At 68.3% G+C, this 19,392-nt stretch carries 13 protein-coding genes; 5 read left to right on the forward strand and 8 right to left on the reverse strand.

What is annotated here, in order from left to right; translation table 11 throughout:
- Positions 1–371: 371 nt before the first annotated feature.
- The 8 genes from FEF34_RS33180 to prcB form a co-directional block, all read right to left on the reverse strand.
- Positions 372–1,235, reverse strand: a complete 864-nt coding sequence (locus FEF34_RS33180; RefSeq protein WP_138056459.1) for a PhzF family phenazine biosynthesis protein — start codon at positions 1,233–1,235, stop codon at positions 372–374.
- A complete protein-coding gene (locus tag FEF34_RS33185; RefSeq protein ID WP_138056460.1) occupies positions 1,232–1,519 on the reverse strand; it encodes a DUF1330 domain-containing protein in 288 nt (95 codons plus the stop codon). Before FEF34_RS33185 ends, FEF34_RS33180 begins: the two co-directional genes overlap by 4 nt.
- A gap of 26 nt (positions 1,520–1,545) precedes the next feature.
- Entirely contained in the window at positions 1,546–2,535 is a 990-nt protein-coding gene (locus FEF34_RS33190) for an ornithine cyclodeaminase family protein (protein ID WP_138056461.1), read from the reverse strand.
- Positions 2,536–2,572: 37 nt separating this feature from the next.
- Positions 2,573–3,172: a type 2 periplasmic-binding domain-containing protein gene (locus tag FEF34_RS33195; RefSeq protein ID WP_138056462.1), complete on the reverse strand. Its 600-nt coding sequence runs from the start codon at positions 3,170–3,172 to the stop codon at positions 2,573–2,575.
- Entirely contained in the window at positions 3,169–4,215 is a 1,047-nt protein-coding gene (locus FEF34_RS33200) for an aminotransferase class IV (RefSeq protein ID WP_138056463.1), read from the reverse strand. Before FEF34_RS33200 ends, FEF34_RS33195 begins: the two co-directional genes overlap by 4 nt.
- Entirely contained in the window at positions 4,212–5,633 is a 1,422-nt protein-coding gene (locus tag FEF34_RS33205) for a phenylacetate--CoA ligase family protein (protein ID WP_138056464.1), read from the reverse strand. Before FEF34_RS33205 ends, FEF34_RS33200 begins: the two co-directional genes overlap by 4 nt.
- A 35-nt stretch (positions 5,634–5,668) precedes the next feature.
- Positions 5,669–5,977 carry a Dabb family protein gene (locus FEF34_RS33210; RefSeq protein ID WP_234042637.1) on the reverse strand — a complete coding sequence of 103 codons (309 nt, stop codon included), beginning with the start codon at positions 5,975–5,977 and terminating at the stop codon, positions 5,669–5,671.
- Positions 5,978–6,586: 609 nt separating this feature from the next.
- Positions 6,587–7,438: a proteasome subunit beta gene (prcB, locus tag FEF34_RS33215; RefSeq protein WP_138056465.1), complete on the reverse strand. Its 852-nt coding sequence runs from the start codon at positions 7,436–7,438 to the stop codon at positions 6,587–6,589.
- A 495-nt stretch (positions 7,439–7,933) separates the two neighbouring features.
- Between prcB and FEF34_RS33220 the strand changes: the two genes are divergently transcribed.
- The 5 genes from FEF34_RS33220 to FEF34_RS33240 all read left to right on the forward strand — a co-directional run bounded on the left by FEF34_RS33220 (position 7,934) and on the right by FEF34_RS33240 (position 19,287).
- Positions 7,934–9,811, forward strand: coding sequence for a non-ribosomal peptide synthetase (locus FEF34_RS33220; protein ID WP_234042638.1), 1,878 nt, complete (start codon positions 7,934–7,936; stop codon positions 9,809–9,811).
- Positions 9,812–9,960: 149 nt separating this feature from the next.
- Positions 9,961–11,256 (forward strand): cytochrome P450, encoded by a 1,296-nt coding sequence (locus FEF34_RS33225; RefSeq protein ID WP_138056466.1) that lies wholly within the window; start codon positions 9,961–9,963, stop codon positions 11,254–11,256.
- Positions 11,253–11,447, forward strand: a complete 195-nt coding sequence (locus tag FEF34_RS33230) for an MbtH family NRPS accessory protein (protein WP_138056467.1) — start codon at positions 11,253–11,255, stop codon at positions 11,445–11,447. The genes FEF34_RS33225 and FEF34_RS33230 overlap by 4 nt, the downstream gene beginning before the upstream one ends.
- Before the next feature lies 1 nt (position 11,448).
- Positions 11,449–17,457 carry a type I polyketide synthase gene (locus tag FEF34_RS33235; RefSeq protein ID WP_138056468.1) on the forward strand — a complete coding sequence of 2,003 codons (6,009 nt, stop codon included), beginning with the start codon at positions 11,449–11,451 and terminating at the stop codon, positions 17,455–17,457.
- 45 nt (positions 17,458–17,502) lie between these two features.
- On the forward strand, positions 17,503–19,287 hold the full coding sequence (locus FEF34_RS33240; protein ID WP_138056469.1) for a beta-ketoacyl synthase N-terminal-like domain-containing protein: 1,785 nt from the start codon (positions 17,503–17,505) through the stop codon (positions 19,285–19,287).
- Positions 19,288–19,392 lie beyond the last annotated feature (105 nt).

Genomic DNA, 19,392 nt, shown 5'->3' on the forward strand with positions numbered 1-19,392 from the left:
GCGGGGCGGGGGTGTCATGAGCCCGCCCGAGGGAGCGGCGGGGGCGCGCGAGGTGCGCCGCCGGACGCCGTCGCCGTCCCCGGAGGACCGCCGGGTGTCAGCCCGCGGACTCGCCCGCGTGGGGGCTCAGTACGTCGGTGCCGACCAGGATGAAGATCGGGCAACAGCGGTGTGCTCCACTGCCCCCCTGATCACCTCCGTCCAGGACTCGAGCGCTTTCCGAGCCCGGGCCTCACGGAACTCCAGCAACGCGATCAACGACGGCACCGCACACCTACAGGGCACAGCCAACCCACGGGCAGGGACACGGGTCATCTTCGGGCAACTCGTGAGACCAACCGCCAAGACCACCTGCCTCGCAGCGTGACGACTCACAAAATGTGCGCCAGAACCCCACGTACACAGGTGATGGAACGGCCACCGACCCACACCTCTGCATCCTGGGCCTCGATGGTGACCATGCCCTGCCGACCAAGACGGCCGCCCTGCCCGGCGCGGTAACGGCGGGGGGCGGCGCCGGTGCGGATGAGCCACTGGGCGATACCGGCGTGCAGACTTCCGGTCACCGGATCCTCCGGTACGCCCGCGGGCATGGCGAAGGCTCGGACCTCGAACGCGACGGGTGAGCCCTCGGGGTAGGCCCCGACCACGCCGAGCATCAGGTCGCCCATCCGACGGTCGTCCGGATCCAGTGCCAGGACTTCCCCGGCTGTGGCCAGTTGCACGGCAGCCCAGCCCGGCCCGTTGTCCACCCACTGATGGGCGACGATCCGCTCCCGGCTGATCGCGAGCCCCCGTGCGATCCGGTCGAGATGCGTGGAGTCCAGTGGACCGTCGCGCTTGAGGTCCGGCGCACGGAAACTCAGGCCGGTGCCGGACCGCCGAACCTCGATCAGCCCGAGCGGACACTCCTGGACGAGCTTCCCCGGCGACCTCGGGACACCGCCCGCCTCCAGCCACGCGTGGGCGGAGCCGAGCGTCGGGTGGCCGGCGAACGGAATCTCGCCGCCCGGGGTGAAGATGCGCAGCCCGTAGTCGGCCTCACCGGAGGAGGGCGGTACCACGAAGGTCGTCTCGGAGAGATTGGTCCAGTTCGCGAGCCGGGCCATGTCTTCGTCGCTGATCCCCTCACCGTCGAGGACAACCGCGACGGGATTACCGAGAAGGGGCCCGTCGGCGAACACGTCGACCTGGGAGAATGCCCGGGTGCGGGGACTGGCCGGGGCCGAGGTCACCGGCCCTCCACCAGGATCAGGTCCATATGGGTGCCATCACGCAGCGGGACGATGTCCCGGTACTCGGGAGACGTGTACCACTGCCGGGCCTGGTCGGCCGTCGGGAACACCATGACCGACAGGTGTGTGGGCCGCCAGTCGCCTTCCAGCACCTCGAACTCACCGCCTCGGATCATGAACTCGCCGCCGTACAGTTCCAGCGTCCGGAGCACCTTCGCCCGGTATTCCGCCATGCGTTCCTCGTCGCCGATGACTCCGACGTTGCCGATCAGCAATGCGGTCATACGCTCACTCCGTCGTCTCCAAGGGGCTAGCAGGTGAAGTCGGTGACGGTACCGATGCCGAGGCGCCGGGCAGCCCGTACGACGGCGAAGCCGGACGCGACGTCCTGGGCGGCCATCCCCAGCGACTTGTAGAGCGTGCGCTCGGCCGGATCCGTACGGCCGGGGTGCTTGCCGAGCAGCACCTCGCCGATCTCGGGCAGTGGCCGGTCGGCCGGTACCAGGCCCGCCTCGACCGGGGCGGCAAGTTCCGAGGACTCGCGCAGAGCACCTTCCCTGCTGTCCACGAACACCGTGCAGGACGCCACCGCCGCCGCGTCGAGTTCGCGCTTGCCGGGCACCGAGGAACCGACCGCGTTGACATGGGTTCCCTCGGCCAGGTGCCCGGCGCTGACCACGGGCTCCGCCGTGTCCACCGTCGTGCACACCAGGTCCGCGCCGTGCAGCGCCTCGGCAGGGGATCCCCTCAGCTCCACGTCGATGCCGGCCTCCGTACGCGCCCATGCGACGAACTCCTCGGCGCGCGTCGCGCCCCGGTTCCACAGCCGTACCCGGCGCAGCTCCCTGACCTCACGGAGCGCGAGAAGGTGACTGCGGGCTTGGGTGCCGGCACCGATCAGAGCCAGGTCACCGGCATCGGGCAGGGCCAGCGCGTCGGTTGCGACGGCGGACGCGGCAGCCGTACGCAGCGCGGTCACCGCCGCCCCCTCCAGCATGGCCAGCGGCTGACCGGTCTCGGGGTCGAACACCACCACCACACCCACGTGCGTCGGCAGTCCGCGCGCCGCGTTGCCAGGAGCGTGCAGCACGGCCTTCAGCCCGTATCCGGAGTCGGACTCGCCGATGACATGACAGGGCATGGCGGCGAACAGTGACGTGTCACGTCCGGACGACAGGACCGTGCGCACGGGCTGGACGACTTCGCCCCCGCTGTAGCGGCGCATCACGTCGGCCACCACCCGGTACGCCTCAGCCACCGGTAACGCCTCTCGTACCTGGTCTCCACTCAGCAGCAACATGGAGTCGCCTCCTGGCTCGTCTCGTGCGTCATGGCGCTCATGCCGTCCGCGCTTCCGTTTCGGCCCGAACGAACACCGACCAGACCATCAGGATCGGTCGGGTGTCGGAGATGAATTCCAGGCCGTGCAACTCGGCCGACGGAACGGTGGTGAGCGCGAGGTCGGCGGTGCCGTCGGTGACCGCCTGGGCGGCGGCACTGGTCGAGGTGGAGTGGATCACCTTGTAGGTGGTGTGCCTGCGGGGCAGCAGCTGGCTGATGATCGGTTCGGGCGCGGGATGGGTCGCGATGGTGGGGGAGTCCGGCACCGCTGCGTTGGGCGGCACGGCAATGCCGTACAGCGGTGTGTCCATGACGAACACGTGGGTCAGTGCCAGGCCGGGGTCCATGTAGAACTGGTTGACGGCACTGTAGGCGTTGGCCACGATCACGTGCGTGACCTGGCCGTCACGGAGCGCGGCTCCCGCTTCCTCATACGTGTCGAAGAGGTGGATGGGGGGTTGGGACCTGTCGGATCCGGAGAGGCGTATGAAGTGTCTTGCGGCGGCCTCGCTGCTAGTGCCCTGCGGTCCGAGGGTGCCCACAGCGGACACCAGGTCCGAGTCACGCAGGAGTGCCGTGAAGCTCAACAGCGTCATGCTTTGCTCCCTGCGGGCTGGCGATGTGGTGGGGCGGGGGTGCCGTCGGCTTCCGGGACGTTCACGGGAAGGCGCCATTCGGGATGGGCTCCGTCGGCATGCCGCGTGACCGCGTCGTAGAGGTCGGCGAGTCGGCGGGTGACCTCACCGACGGCGCCGTTTCCGATGACTCGGCCCGCGAGACCGACCACAGGGACCACGCCGTTGCCTGTGGAGGAGAGGAAGACCTCGTCAGCGGTGAACACGTCCGACGGGCTGAGCTCACGCTCAAGGACCTCCGTACCGGATTCCCGGCACAGCGTGATCAAGGTGTCCCTGGTGATGCCGGGCAGGATGTCGCTCGTACCGGGCGGCGTGAGGACCCGCCCGGCGGCCACGGCGAAGACGTTCGCGGTGGTCGCCTCGGCCACGTGTCCTGAGCCGTCCAGGAGCAGTGCGTCGTCGTAGCCGGCGGCACGGGCCTGGTCGGAGGCCAGCGCGCTGGTCACATAGCCACCTGTGATCTTGTGCTGGGTGGGCAGGCTGTCGCGGGGCGGACGCCGCCACGTGCTGAGTCCACAGCGTGCCTCCTTCGCGATCCCGTAGGACGGGAAGCCGAACGTGGTGATGGACAGCCCGTCGGAGACGCCCGCCAGCGAGACGCCGGGAGGCGTGTCGGGCAGCAGGGCGAGCTTGTGCGCCAGCGGCCGTATGTAGACGTCGGCGTCGTGGTTGTTGCGCCCGATCAGCTCAACGGTGATGGCGATGAGGTCCTCGACCTCGGTGGGGATGTCGGTGATGCGCAGGACCCGGCAGGCACGCAGCATGCGTTCGTAGTGCTCGCGCACCCTGAACAGCTGCAGAGACCCCCGGTCGGAACGGTAGGCGCGGATGCCCTCGAAGGTGCCGGTGCCGTAGTGCAGAGCCTGGGTGGACAGGGGCAGCCGGGGCTCGGCCGCATGGACGAACTCGCCTCGGTCGTAGGCCCACGTCCCGAGTCCCATCCTCGGCGCCGGGCGCCGCTGCGAGCCGGTTGCGGTGTGGTCCGGGTGTCGGGTGGTCATCGAGCCCTCGCCGCCGCGATGCGCTCGGCCGATGTGTTCTCGATCGAGGACTCTGCACGCAGGTCCACGACCCGGGCGGCCTTCCAGCTCACCATGGCACCGGTACTCGTGATGGGGCCGGGAGAACCGGACGTGACCGTCAGAGGGGTGTCCAGCTCCCGGCGGCAGTCCTCTACGGCGTCTTCGAGGGCGTCCGAGTGGTCACCTTCGGGGCCGGCCTGCAAGGTCAGTGACAGGATGTCTGTGCCGAGGGCGTCCTGATCCACGGTGATCTGGTAGTCCAGGCAGCCTCGGAACCGACGCAGCAGCAAGTCTTCGAGGTCGTATCCATCGACGAGACGCCCGTTGAGGCGGAGCCGGTCACGTACCCGTCCGACGGCCTCCAGCGCCGGGGCCGGCACGGTGGCTTCGGGGTCGGGGTCGGTCATCCGGACCAGGTCGCCGGTGCGGTACCTGATGAGGGGTTTGGCTCCCGTGTAAAGGTTCGTCACGACAAGTTCGCCACATCGAACGCCGTCCGCGTCCGGGGCCACGGGCTCGGTGCCCTCGGGTTCGATCACCTCGTAGTGGTTGATCAGGGGGGCGGTGCGCAGCGCACCGTCCGCGGTGGCCGCGGCGAGCACCGACGCCTCCTGCGAGGCATAGAGGCAGTTACGTGCCTCGGCACCCCACACCTGGCCGATGTTCCGCAGCAGACTGGGGGACATCAGCTCGCCCGTGAGCATCAGTATGTCGAGCGAGAAGTCCCGCTTGGGGTCGAACCCCGCTGCCACCGCTTTCTGAGCAAGGCTCATGGCCATGCCCGGAGTGCAGAACAGCCCGGTCAAGGGCAGGGAACGCATGAGCTCCAGCGCGCGGTCGAAACCGACGAGCGGAGAGTGCGGCCACATCTTGGCAACCCCGTGGCCCAGGTTACGGCAGACATCGCCGAAGGTGTCCCCGGTCGCGTGGAGTTCGGTGGGACCCGAGACCCCGATGACCTGGTGGTGCCCGTACCGGGCAAGAACATCGCGATAATACGCGGTGAGAACGCTGTTGTTGTGGATGGAGTCGGAGTTCGTGCGCGGGCACGGCGTCGCCACTCCGGTCGTGCCGGTGGTCTCATAGAAGATCCAGGCCTGGGAGACCGGCAGGGACAGAATGTCGAGCTGGGCCTTCCTCAGGTCCTCCTTGGTGGTGAACGGGAGGATCCGCAGGTCGTCGATACCCAGTGCGGAGACCTCATCGTCGGTGAGATCCGCCAGTCTCTCCCGGTAGAAGGGGGATTTGGCCCGTACGTACGTCACGACTTGGCGCAGTCGCCGCGTCTGATGGGCTTTCAGCCTCGCCGCATCCCACTCCCCTGCGACAAAGGCGTCGAAGTGGTCGCGCAGCTCACGTGTGAGAGCCCCTGCTTCGGGATCGTATTCGGTGAACACCCGGGTCTCCAGTCGCTCGATTCGTAAGGAGTGGTTCACGCGTCGTTCAGATCGACTACCACCCAGTCGGAGATGCGCCGCCACAGCTCCACCGAGGCACGGTGAAAACTGTTGACCTGATACTTTTCCAGGGCTGCCGCATCGGGCAATACGCCGATCACGGCGAAATCGTAGGAGATGTCACGATCGACTGTGTTCCAACCCGTGCGCCAGGCAAGAAGCTCGGGAACGTGGCGTCCGACATCTCTCGCATACTTCTCGGCCTCAATGACCGCCGGTGAGCCCCGCTCGAAACCGTCTTTGAGTTTGAAGAGAGCTATATGAGTGATCATCGACACCTTCACGCAGGCTGGAGTGTGCGGTTTGGTCCCTTTGGGGCAAGGCCTTAACGGCAGCTGCCGCAGCTTCCCCTTGCGGTGATCATGCCGACACAACCGGTGTCAATCAATCGCATGTTGTCGATGGTGTGGATCGAGGAATTGAATGCCCCGTGCAACACGCCGCTCCGGTCACCGATATGGCGATGCGGCTCAGGGGGGACGCAAGGTGGGGCGGAGGAATCGTGCGTCGGCGGCTCACGTGAGGTGCCGACGGAGCCCGGCACGGTGGGTTGATACGCACCACCGTGCGCGACAACATGCCTGAGCGTGTGGCAGGCATGCTTCTTGCGGGTGCGACGTTGCGGCGCCGCGACTCACATCGCGCGCAGCGCTGGGATCTGACTCCTCGACGACAGCGGGGGCACCCTGCCGAGTGGTGCAGCCGTATGGACCGCGCGGCTCCGATCAGAGCCGTGGTGGCGGCTGCCGGCCGGCTCGCCCTGCCGCGTGCGTGAAGCTCGTCGGCGTCAGCGCCCCGATCCGGCGCGGAGGCGGCTGCATCGCCCGGCCGACCTGCAGAGACATGAACTCCGCGCCGCTACACCACTCGACAGGACGCCATCGCGGCAGAGTTCACAGGGAGGCGACCGGGCCGTCCGGTTGTTGCCAGCGCTGTGCGACCATCTCGCGGCTCAAGTCCTCCGTCTCCTGTTCGGAGAAGCGTTCGAAGCCGTCTTCGGTGATCACCGCAACGACCGGGAAGATCCGGCGGCTCAGGTCCGGGCCACCGGTGGCCGAGTCGTCGTCGGCGGCGTCATAGAGAGCCTGGAGCGCGGCGAGGGCCGCGTCACGGCGGGACATACCCGGGCGGTAAAGCTTCTTCAACGAGCCCCGGGCGTGGGGCGATCCGGAGCCCTCGGCGTAGAAGTCGCGCTTCTCGTACGGACCGCCGGTGACGTCGAAACTGAAGATGCGGCCGCGCTTCCCCTCGGGGGCGGACGGCTCGTATCCGGCGAGCAGCGGAACCACGGCGAGCCCCTGCATGGCCTGCCCGAGGTTCTGCCGGACCATCGTGGCCAACCTGGTCGCCTTGGCGTTGAGGGTCATGGGGATGCCCTCGATCTTCTCGAAATGCGTCAACTCGACCTGATACAGCTTCACCAGGTCGATCGCGAGTCCCACGGTGCCGGCGAACGCGACCGCGGTGTAGTCGTCCGTAGGGTGGACCTTCTCCAGGTCGCGCTGGGCGATGAGGTGCCCCATCGTGGCCCTGCGGTCACCGGCGATCAACACTCCGTCGCCGTAGGTGAGCGCTAATACCGTGGTGCCGTGCGGCACTTGGTCCGGCGCGGCCCGAACTCCCTCGGGCAGGACAGGGTGCAGGCTGAGCAGCTCCGGCCGGTGGGCGCGGACGAACTCGGTGAAGGAACTTCCAGGGGCGAAGAACTCCGCGCCCAGGCGGCCATCGGACTCGTACCCAGTCATGCTTCGCCTCCCGAAACCCAGCGGTCGATCAACTACTACCATGAGCGGCTCGTCTGGCGCACCGGCGTCACCGACGACCTACGGACCGGCCGCGCGCAGAACCCGGACGCCTCCGCCCGCTCTCCGCCGCACGAGCGGCCACCGCCGGCCGAGGCGTGGAGCCGGCGCCCGCCCGACGCGACCACCGGGCCCTGACGAAAAGCGGGACCGAACGGCATTGGCCCGGGCACCCGTCAGCAGAATTCATGCGGGGATCGAGGATCACATAAGGCGTTCCTGTGCATCGATAAAGCACGTTTGGAGATCGACTCCGGATGTCGGATAGTAGGTGCACCAGCCCCTAATTCCATGTTCGGCATGTGTTGGTCCTCTGGAAAGGGAGACCATGGCTACGTTGCTCGATTATTTCCACTCCGCGCTCTTTCAGATGGTCGACAATCCGGAACTCCGACTCCAGCGCAGCACTTCGGAGTCGGAGCAGAAAGGAATCGAGCTGTGACGGTCACCACAGGGACGTTGCACGGGAGGTTGCTGGAGTACGCCGCCCAGGCCCCGGAGACACCGGCGATCTACTCCGACGCGGGCGTGATGACCTACGGGGAGCTTGACCGGCGATCCGCGCTTCTGGCCGAGCAGCTGGTGGTGGAAGGCGCGGGGCCTGGAGTACCGGTCGGCATCTGCGCGGAGCGGACTTCGGACCTGTTCGTCGCCATTCTCGCGACCCTCCGCTCGGGCGCCTGCTATCTGCCGCTCGACCCCAAGTACCCGGACGAGCGACTGGCCTTCATGGTGGCGGACAGTGGCACTCGCCTGCTCCTGTCCACACCCGCGTCGGCGGACCGCTGCCCGGCCGGCCCCAAGGTGCTGGTGCTGGGAGGATCCGTCACCGTGGAGCCGCGGTCCGGCTCGACGCGGGCCCCCGCCGTCATGGCTCCGGCCGACACCGCGTATGTGATCTACACCTCTGGTTCCACGGGCCGGCCCAAGGGCGTACCGATCAGACACAGCAGCTGCGCGGCCATGCTGTCCGAGGCCGACCGGATCTTCGCGGAGTGCGATCTGAGTGGTGTGGCCGCCGTGAGCTCGATCTGTTTCGACCTGGCTGTCATGGAGATCTTCGTGCCGCTCTCCCGGGGCGGCGGTGTGGTGTTGCTGGAGAGCGCGGTCCACCTTTTCGAGAGTCCGCATCTGCACCGGGTGACACACATCAACACCGTGCCGTCCGTCATGGGGAGCCTGCTCGACGGAGGCAGCATGCCGGACGGGCTGCGGTCCGTGGTCCTCGGGGGCGAGGTGGTACGCCGCCAGCTCGTCGACCGGGTGTACGCCGAGTCGAAGGTGGAGCGGGTCTTCAACGGGTACGGCCCCACGGAGGGCACCGTCTTCTGTACCTTCAAAACGGTCCCGCGCGACGAGACCGGCGAGCCGTCCATAGGCAGGCCCAGTTCCACCGCCCGGATCTACGTCCTGGACGACGGACTGCGTCCCCTGCCGGAAGGGGAGCCGGGAGAGATCTACCTCGGCGGCGACGGCCTGGCCCGGGGCTACCTCAACCGGCCGCTGCTGACCGCAGAACGTTTCGTACCGGATCCGCAGCTGGTCGGCGAACGCATGTACCGCACCGGTGACATAGGCCGTTTCCTGCCCGGCGGGGAACTGGAGTTCATCGGCCGTGCGGACCACCAGGTGAAGGTGCGCGGGTACCGCATCGAACTGGAGGAGGCCGAGTCCTGGCTGTCCGGGTGCCCTGAGGTGCGGGCGGCGGCGGTCGCGGTCCACGCGCGCGAAGGGCAGCCGAACGCGGGTTCACTGGTGGCCTACGTCGTGCCGGACGAGCCCCGGGCGGTGGACGCCGAAGGCAAGGACGTCTGGTTGGACGAAGCCCTCCAGGCCCGTATCACCAAGAGGCTGGGGGCGTCGCTGCCCGACCACATGGTGCCCGAGAAGGTGGTGTTCCTCGCCGAGCTTCCGGTGTCACCCAACGGCAAGCTCGACCGGGCGGCGTTGCCCGAGCCGCCCGCGGCGGTCGCGTCCGCGACGAAGGAGCCCGCGAGCACCCCGACCGAGGCGGCTCTCGTCGAGCTGTGGGCGCAACTTCTCGAACGCGATCCGAAGACGATCGGTATCCACGACACGTTCTTCGACCTCGGTGGGGACTCGCTGCTGCTGATCCGCCTGGCCAAGCAGATGACCAGGCGGTTCGGGAGGAGGGTCGGGGTGGCGGATCTCTTCCGGTTCCGTGAGATCACCGCACTCGCCGACTGGCTGGACAGCGGTGACGATGCCGAGTCCACAGCGATCACCGAGGCGAAGCGTCGTGCGACGAACCGGCGCGCCTTCGTACGCGGCCGGGGCCGGCAGTCGGCCCGCTGAGCCCATCCCGTGCACGACCCCCGGCACGCACAGGAGGTTTTCACGCCGATGACAGTGATGTCGTTTGAGCACCGTATCCACAGGGCGAGCAGCCGCGACCTTCTCGAGGATTCCGTCCGCCGCCCGGAGCGGGTCCGGGAGACAGGCCGGTGAGCGCCGGCTCCTCCTCGGTCCGGGCCGGCCGGAGCGGCAGAACGCAACCGGCCGACGCCAGCGTCGACCTGGGCGACCCCGCCACGTTCGCTGAGCACGATCTCTCCGAGTTCTGGCGAGGGCTGAGAGACACCCGCCCCGTCCACTGGAACCCGCCCACGGGAAAACGCCGCGGATTCTGGGTCCTGTCACGCCATGAGGACATCATGGCCGTGCATCGCGACGACGAGACCTTCACCTCTGAGCGGGGCAACGTACTCGTGACCCTGCTGGAGGGCGGCGACGCGGGGGCGGGCAAGATGCTCGCGGTCACCGACGGCCCACGGCACGAGCAGTTGCGCAAGGTCCTGCTGAGGTCCCTGGGACCACGTGTACTCCAACCCGTTGCGGACGCCGTGCGGGCGAACACTCGTCAGTTGGTCCGGGAGGCGGTCTGTCGTGACGAGTGCGACTTCGCCCTCGAGATCGCCAGCCGTATCCCCATGACCACCATCTGCAATCTGCTGGGCGTACCCGAGAGTGACCGCGACTTCCTCCTGAAGCAGACGAAGACCGCGCTGAGCGCCGATGACGACGGAGTGGACGAGACGGAGTCGGCGATGGCGCGCAACGAGATCCTGCTCTACTTCCTGGACCTGGTGGAGGAACGGCGAAGCGCCCCTGGTGAGGATCTGATCAGCACGCTGGCCGCCAGCACGGTCGACGGGGCCGGACTGAGCGACGAGGACGTCGTGCTCAACTGCTACAGCCTGATCATCGGTGGCGACGAGACCAGTCGGCTGACCATGATCGACAGTGTGTCTTCGCTCGCCGCGCACCCGAAGCAGTGGCAGCGGTTGAAGAACGGCCTCTGTTCGATCGATACGGCGGTGGATGAGGTACTGCGTTGGGCGTCCCCGTCGATGCACTTCGGTAGGAGCGCCGTGCGGGACACGGAGATCCACGGCGTCCGTATCGCGAAGGGCGACATCGTCACCCTGTGGCATATCTCCGCCAACCATGATGAACGGGTCTTCGACCGACCCGAGGTGTTCGACTTGGGACGCCGGCCCAACAAACACATCTCCTTCGGCTATGGCCCGCATTTCTGCGTCGGCTCCTATCTTGCCAAGATCGAGATATCTGAACTCCTGATGGCGCTGCGAGACTTTGCCCTGGACGTCGAACAGACCGGCGACGCGCTGAGGGTCCACTCGAACCTTCTGAACGGCTATCACAGCCTGCCGGTGCGATTGCGGCCGGACCATTCTGGACTGGCACGCGACAACGACGCGAACGAGGTGAAGCGATGACGGGCAATCCGTTCGACACGGATGACGGTGGCTGGCAGGTGGTCACCAACGATCAGGGGCACCATGCTCTTTGGCGCCCGTTCCTGGAACTCCCGGCCGGCTGGAATCTGGTCTTCTCGGGTACCGGCCGGGAGGACGCACTGCATTACATCGAGCGGAACTGGACGGTCCTCGGCCCGGTGGGGAGCTGAAATGTCTCAAGAGCGTGTAGCGCGAGACGTGCATGCTGTAACAGAGTTTCTGCTTTCTCGTGTCGTTGAACTGCTGGACGTGTCCAGAAACGAAGTGAATCGCTGGGTACCGGTCCACCGTTACGGACTGGACTCGATGAAGTCAGTGGCTCTTGCGGCGTCGCTGTCCGAATTCCTCGGCTGGCAGGTTCCGGCCACCTGGATCTGGCAGTACCCGACCGTCGACGAGCTCGCCCGTGCGCTTGTCGACGGCCCTCGTGCGGCCGAGCCCGCCCCGAGCAACGATCGCCGGGTGGGATCGCACGAACCCATCGCGATCGTGGGCATCGGCTGCCGGTTCCCGGGCGGACCGGACCCGTCCTCGTTCTGGCGCCTGCTGGTCGAGGGCGGCGACGCTGTCGGACCGGTACCGGCCGCGCGGCGCGAACTCCTGAACGACAAGGTGCGCTGGGGCGGATTCATCGACGGGATCGACCAGTTCGATCCGCTGTTCTTCGGCATCTCACCCCGCGAGGCCGTCCAGATGGACCCGCAGCAGCGCCTGATACTGGAGCTGTCCTGGGAGGCGCTGGAGGACGCGGGCATCGCGGCCCACAGCCTCGTCGGCAGCGACACCGGAGTGTTCATGGCCTCCTGCTGGGGCGACTACGCCGCATTGGCGCACTATCGCGGTCCCGACGCCCAGATCACCCCGCACACCGCGACCGGTATGCACGACGGCATCATCGCCAACCGCGTCTCGTACGTCCTCGGCCTGCAGGGCCCGAGTATGGCCATCGACGCCGCCTGCGCCGGATCGCTCGTCTCGGTGCACGTGGGATGCCAGTCGATCTGGTTGGGCGAGAGCGATCTGGTGCTCGCCGGCGGCGTGAACCTGAGCTTCGTCTCCGACTACTACACCGCCATGGACGCGATGGGCGCGCTCGCTCCGGACGGCCGCTGCAAGTCGTTCGACGCCCGCGCCGACGGCTACGTCCGCGGTGAGGGCGCCGGCGTCGTCGTACTCGCCCCGCTGAGCGTGGCGCTGGAGCGCGACCTGCCGGTGTACTGCCTGATCAAGGGCAGCTCCTCCAACAACGACGGTCTGAGCAACGGCATGACCGCGCCGAACCCCCAGGCACAGGAGAAGATGCTCCGCACCGCGTACCGACGGGCGGGTATCGCACCGCACCTCGTGGACTACATCGAGTGCCACGGCTCCGCGACCCCTCTCGGCGACCCGATCGAGGCCAACGCCATCGGCGCGGTCCTGGGCGGTGACCGCGCGGATCCGCTACGGCTCGGTTCCGTCAAGTCCAACGTGGGGCACCTGGAGGCGGCGGCCGGCATCGTCGGCCTGGTCAAACTGGCGATGTCGATGCGGAACGGCGTGCTGCCGCCGAGCCTGCACTACACCGCCCCGAACGCGCAGATCATGTTCGACGAGTACAACCTCACCGTCCAGGACCGGCTGACACCGTGGCCGCGCCGGTCCGACGCGCGCCGGGGCGGCGTCAGCTCGTTCGGATTCGGCGGCGCGATCTGTCACGTCGCCGTCGAGGAACTGCCGCGCCCCGAGAGCTCGCTCCTCCTGCTGGCCGCGGACTCCCGGGAGGCCCTGGCCGCGCAGGTCGAGGCGCTGCGTGACGAGAACGGCCTGCGCGCGGTCTGCAGCCGGGCACCTGGCGACGGCGCCTTCCGGCTCGCGGCCACCGCCCGCGACATGGCCGAACTCAGGACACGGCTGGACGCCTTCGCCGACGGCGCGACGGCTGCCGGGCTGAGCGTCGGGGAGAAGACCGGACGCAAGCCGCGGGTGGCGTTCCTGTTCTCCGGCAACGGTTCGCAGTGGGTGGGCATGGGCAGGCAACTGCTCGCCGGCATGCCCGTGTTCCGCCGGTCCATGATGCGCTCCGACAAGCGGATGCGGGAGTTGCTGGGCTTCTCGCTCGTCGACCAGATGCTGTCCACTGACGGCCGCATCGACGACATGGACGTCTTCCAGCCGTTGCTGTTCTCCATACAGGTCGCGCTCGCCGACGCCTGGCGCTCGCTGGGTGTGGAGCCGGACGTCGTCGTGGGACAGAGCGTCGGCGAGTTCGCCGCCTCCCACATCGCCGGCGCGCTCGACTTCGACGACGCCTCCCGCCTGGCCGCCCGGCACGGCCGGCTCCTCCAGCAACTGGCAGTCGGACGCGGCGACGGCATCGTGGTCGCGACCGCCGCGGACGAAGTCAGGCAGTACCTGACGGGCCGACTCACCGTCTCCGGCTACAACGGCCTCAACTCCACCCTGGTCACCGGCACACCGCAGGAGATCGACGACCTCGTCCAGCTGCTGAACGAGAAGGGCGTCACGAACCACCGGGTGCGGATGGGCCACGCCCCGCACTCGCCACTGGTCGACCACGTCCTCGCCCCATTGAGGGCCGAACTGGACGGCATCAGGCCCCGGACCACACGCATCCCGATGATCTCGACGGTCACCGGCGAAACGGTCGACGGCGCGGAGCTCGGGCCGGACTACTGGGCGGACAACCTGCGCCAGGAGATCCGGGTGGTCGACGCCCTGACGCACCTGCGCGACCACGACGTCGACGCGGTGATCGAACTCAGCCCGCATCCAGTCCTGCTCAAGTCGGTGTCGGAAATCCTCCCGGTGACGACGCTGCCCTCGCTCCGGCGCGGTGCCGACGAAGCCGAGACCCTGCTCGGCTCGCTCGGCACCCTGTTCACCGCGGGACTTCCCGTCGCGGCCCATCCGTTCCTCGCGGGTGACCGTGGGCGGCACGTCGCGCCGAGCCGGGGTGACGTCGCTGCCGACGAGCAGGTGCATCTCGTCCCCGTCTCGGCGCACACGGAGGCCGCTCTGGCCGACACCTGCCGAGAGTTGTCCAACCATGTCGAACGTGACGCGGGCCTGCGGGTCGGCGACCTCGCCTACACGCTCGCGACCAGGCGTACCCACCACGGCCGGCGGACGGCGCTGTTCGCCCGCAACCGTCAGGACGTCCTGGAAGGACTTGCCCGGGTCGCCACCGGTCAGTCGCATCCCGATGTCGTCACCGGCACGGTCTCCGGCAACGTCGACCGGCGGGTGGCGCTGATGTTCTCCGGCGGTGGCACGCAGTGGGTCGGCATGGGCCGGGAACTCATGCGCTCGCACGCCGGGTTCCGCGCTTCGATGGAGGCCTGCGACGCCGCCGTGCGCAGGGCCGGCGGCTGCTCGGTGCTCGACGAGCTCGCCGCCCCGGCCGACGAGTCCAGGTTCGAGGAGATGGACTTGCAGCAGCCCGTGCTGTTCGCCTTGCAGGTCTCGCTGGCGAAGGTCTGGCTCGAGTTCGGCATCCAGCCGACCGCGGTCGTCGGGCACAGCCTGGGCGAGGTCGCTGCCGCATGCGTGGCCGGCGCGCTGTCGTTGGACGACGCCGCCCGCGTCGTGGTCGCCCGCTCGCACCTGCTCGAACGGAAAGCGGACCGTGGCGCCATGATCTCGGTCGATCTGCCGGAGGAGGAGCTGCTGCCGAGGCTCGCCCCGTATGCCGAGCACGCGGCGATCGCCGTGGTCAACAGCCCCACCAGCGCGGCGGTCTCCGGCTCGCCCGAGGCCGTACGCGCCCTGGAGGCCGACCTTCAGCGGGACGGGGTCTCGACCAGGAACATCAGGGTCGAGCGGCCGGTGCACAGCCCCGGCATGGATCCGCTGATCGAGCCGCTGCGCGAAAGCATCGACGGCATCACCCCCCTGGCCAACACCATTGAGTTCCGTTCCACGGCCCTGGCCGGGACCGTGAACCCGGTCACCGACGTCGACTACTGGGTGCACAACCTGCGCAACCAGGTCCGGTTTGCCGAGACGATCGGTGCGCTGGTCGATGAAGGCGTCAGCACCTTCATCGAGATCGGCCCGCACGAGACGCTCCCCGGCGCGGTCGAGGAGATCGCGCTGACCCGGGGCGCCCAGGTGCACGCGATCAACTCCCTGCGGCGCGGCGAGAGCGACGTACGCTGCCTGCTGGGGGCCGTCGCGTCGCTGTACGTCAGGGGCCTGCCGCTGACCTTCGACTCGTGGTTCGCCGACGACGTCGAGGTCGTGGAAACCCCGCTGGTGCAGTGGCAGAGGGATCGCTACTGGCTGGACACCGCACCGCGCCGCGAAGTCGCGCCGGCCCCGGCCGCCGAGACCGTGGCCGACGTCGACGTCAAGCCGGTGGAGCATCAGCCGGCCGCGGTCAGGCCAGTGGGGGAGGTCGTCCTCGCCGAGCTCGCCGACGCGCTGGGCGTCCCGGTGAGCAGGCTCGACGAGAACGCCGGCCTGCGCGACTTCGGCCTGGACTCGATGCTGGCGATCCGCCTCGTCAACAGGTTGCAGGCACTGTACGGGCAGCGCGTGTCGCCGGTGGTCTTCCTGGACGGTCGACCGATATCCGAGGTCGTCGCCCACTGCGTCGGGGTTGCCGGTGGGGCGACGTCGGCCGTGGCGGCCCAGCCGGCCCCGACGCCGGTACCTGAGCCGGTTTCCGCGCCGACGCCCAGGGCCAGGTCGTCACAGACGTTCCTCGACGACCTGTCCGAGCTCGACGCCGAGGAGCTGGTGGACGAACTGAGCGCGCGCGGGCTGCTCGACCCCATCGACGCACCGGCGTCGGAGCAGCTGCGTGCCGACGGTCTCGGTCTGGAACTGGCGCCGACGTCACACGGCCAGGCCTCGCTGTGGTTCATGCAACAGGTCGACCCGGACGCGGTGCCATACAACTTCATGGTGGCCGCCCGGATCCGGACCCCGGTCGACGAACAATTGCTCGACAACACCATACGGGCCGTCATGGAGCGGCATCCCGCGCTGCGCACGGTCTTCGTCGAGGCCGGCGGCCGGCCGTACCAAGTCGTCCTGGACGAACCGGTGTACGAGTTCATCGTGGTGGACAGCTCTGACCGGGACGACGAAGAGGCCCGCGAGAAACTGGCCGAGTACGGGCACCTGCCCCTCGACCTGGACAACGGGCCGTTGGTGCGCGTCGTGCTGATGACCCGTGGGCCGGCGGACCACTACCTGCTTGTGCTCGTGCACCACATCGCGTCGGACGCGGCGTCGGCAGATGTGATGATCCGTGAGATCCAGGAGTTCTACGAGGGCGCCGACTCCGCCGCGAGCAATCCGGTTCCCCCGTACACGGACTTTGTCGAGTGGGAGCGGGAGTGGCTGGCCGGCCCGGCGGCCGACGCGGCACTGGACTGGTGGTCGCGGCAGCTGGCCGACCCGCCCGCCCACGTCGACCTGTCCACCGTGGAGCGCCCTCCCGGTGTCACCTACGAGGGCCGGGACCTCACATTCCACTGGAGCGCCGAGGAAACGCGTCGGCTCAAGGAGTTCGCGCTGCGCGAGGGAGTGTCGATCAGCACCGTCGTGCTGGCCGGCTTCTTCGCCACGCTCAACCGGGTGGCCGGCGTCAAGGATTCCGTACTGGCCACCGCCATCGCCCAACGCGGCGAGCCCGGCTGGGAGTCAGCCATCGGCTACTACCTCAATACGGTGCTGGTGCGGGCGAAACCTGCCGGCGAGCGCAGTTTCCGGGACCTGCTGGGTGAGGTCCACGCGTTCTCGCTCGGCCTGCTCGAGCACATGAACTACCCGCTCGACCGGCTGGCATCCGTCCTGAAGCCGCTCAGAGCCGAGGGCCGACCGCCGTGGTTCGACATCGCGGTGAACTGGCTGTCGTCGGACGCCTTTCCCCGCGCCACCAGGCTCTTCCACGGCCGGGGCGACACCCTCGCACCCGACAGCGCGCTGCCGCTCGAACCGCTGCCGGTGCGCAGGCACATCGCCAAGTTCGACCTGGAGATCTCGATGGCCGACATCGGCGGCGAGGCGTTCGGTCACGTCCAGTACAAGCCCAGCTATCTGGAGAAGGAGACCGTGTCGGAGCTCCTCGCGCTCTACCGCACTGTGCTCTTCGACTCGATGGCCCAGCCCGACCTGGCACTGAAGGACATCGCGCCGAGCACCACACCTGAGGAAGCAGGCCAGTGACGGAAACCTCGTACTTCACCAGACCCCTCAAAGCAGGAGCCTTCCATGTCCGACAGCCCTGAGCAGGACTACGACCCGGGTGACGTGGCCATCATCGGTATGTCCCTGCGGGCGCCCGGGGCCCGCACCAAGGAACAGTTCTGGCACAACCTCATACACGGCAGGGAATCCGTGTCGATCCTCGACAAGGACGACATCCACGTCGACGAGACCTTGATCCACAGTCCGTTCTACGTCCCGGCCTGCGGCGTGCTCGACACCTACGACAAGTTCGATCCGTCGGTGTTCGGCATCAGCGACCGGATGGCCGCCGCGATGACCCCGGAGAACCGGCTGTTCCTGGAGAGCGCGTGGGAGTCGCTGGAGGACGGCGGGTACGACCCGGATCGCGTCGAGGGCGAGGTCGGCATCTACGGTGCCAACAACGCGCAGACCGCCGCGCTCTACAGTTCCCCGCCGGACCGGGTGTCCGTCGGCCCCGAGGCGATGGAAGCCGGCGCGGCGTGGTCCCCGGACACCATGACGTCCAACGCCCTGTACTACATGGGGCTGAGAGGTGAGGCCGTGACCCTCGCGGCCGTCTGCGCCGGCTTCCACTATTCGGTGCACATGGCCTGCCAGTCGCTGCTGCTCGGCCAGATCGACATGGCGATCGCCGGTGGCGCGATGGTCCGCCTGCCGCACCCCCGCGGTCATCTGTGGGAGGAGAACCGCATCCTGTCAAAGGACGGACACTGCCGTCCGTTCGACGCCAACGGCACCGGCACCGTGCTGTCCAGCGGTGTTGTCACCGTGCTGCTCAAGCCGCTGGCGGAGGCCGTCAAGGACCGCGACCACATCTATACCGTGGTCAAGGGTTCGGCCGTCAACAACAACGGTGTCAGCGCGGTGGCCTACGGTATGGCACAGCCTGAGCGGCTGAGCGCGTGCATCGCCAACGCCATGCAGGTCGGCGGCGTCACTCCGGACACGGTGTCCATGTACGAGGCCAATGCTCTCGGTCTGCCGATGACCGACGAACTCGAGGTGCACGCGGCGAACATGGCGTTCGGCAAGACGACCGGCACCACCTCGATCGGCGGGGTCAAGGGCAATGTGGGCCATGGCGGTGTGGTGTCGGGCGGCTTCGGCGCGATCAAGGCCGCGATGGCCCTGTACCACAAGAAGCTGCCGGCGACGATCAACCTGACCGAGGTCAACGAGGACATCGGCTTCCCCGGCACCCCGTTCGTGCCACAGTCCGGGACGGCGGACTGGGAGACGGAGTCCGGCATCCGCCGTGCGGGCATCACCTCGATCGGCGGCGGTGGATACAACGCCCACCTGGTGCTGGAGGAGCCGCCGAACGCCGCCGAGCGCGGTCCCGAGTCCGAGGGCAGGCCACGACTGGCCACGCTGTCCGCCCTGGACGACGAAGCGCTGGCCGCTCAGCGCGCACGGCTGAAGGACTGGCTGGTCGCCCATCCCGAGCTGCGGCTGGACGACATCTGCTTCAGCCTCAACCTGGGCCGCAAGGTGATGGACCGCCGCTGGGCGGCCGTGGTCCGCAGCCGTGCGGAGCTGATCGCGGCGCTGTCCGACGACGCCCCCCGCGGACTGGCCACCGAGACCGCAGCCGCGCCGCAGGCGAACGTGGACTCCTTCCAGCGCAACGACAACGGGATCCTGCCGTCCGGAAACGATGGACAGGCGCTGTCCGAGCTGGCCGCCGCCTGGGTGACCGGCCAGCGGGTGGACTTCGCCTCCCTGCACCCGGAGGAGGCAAGCCACCGCGTGCCGCTGCCCACGTACCCCTTCCGGCCGCGCCGGTTCTGGCGTACGAACTGGTGACCCTGAGCGGACCACATGCACGCCATCGGGCGTCATGAGGACCAGCTCGCTTCCTCGCACCACCTGTGGCACACGCCGCCGATGCCCGCCCGCCGTGCCGCCGGC

This window comes from Streptomyces marianii, assembly GCF_005795905.1.
GTDB classification, from domain to species: Bacteria; Actinomycetota; Actinomycetes; order Streptomycetales; family Streptomycetaceae; genus Streptomyces; species Streptomyces marianii.

Coding starts and splice junctions, on each gene's coding strand:
- FEF34_RS33230 (WP_138056467.1), top strand. CDS start 11,253: ATGACGGGCAATCCGTTCGACACGGATGACGGTGGCTGGCAGGTGGTC.
- FEF34_RS33195 (WP_138056462.1), bottom strand. CDS start 3,172: ATGACGCTGTTGAGCTTCACGGCACTCCTGCGTGACTCGGACCTGGTG.
- FEF34_RS33200 (WP_138056463.1), bottom strand. CDS start 4,215: ATGACCACCCGACACCCGGACCACACCGCAACCGGCTCGCAGCGGCGC.
- FEF34_RS33240 (WP_138056469.1), top strand. CDS start 17,503: ATGTCCGACAGCCCTGAGCAGGACTACGACCCGGGTGACGTGGCCATC.
- FEF34_RS33235 (WP_138056468.1), top strand. CDS start 11,449: ATGTCTCAAGAGCGTGTAGCGCGAGACGTGCATGCTGTAACAGAGTTT.
- FEF34_RS33185 (WP_138056460.1), bottom strand. CDS start 1,519: ATGACCGCATTGCTGATCGGCAACGTCGGAGTCATCGGCGACGAGGAA.
- prcB (WP_138056465.1), bottom strand. CDS start 7,438: ATGACTGGGTACGAGTCCGATGGCCGCCTGGGCGCGGAGTTCTTCGCC.
- FEF34_RS33190 (WP_138056461.1), bottom strand. CDS start 2,535: ATGTTGCTGCTGAGTGGAGACCAGGTACGAGAGGCGTTACCGGTGGCT.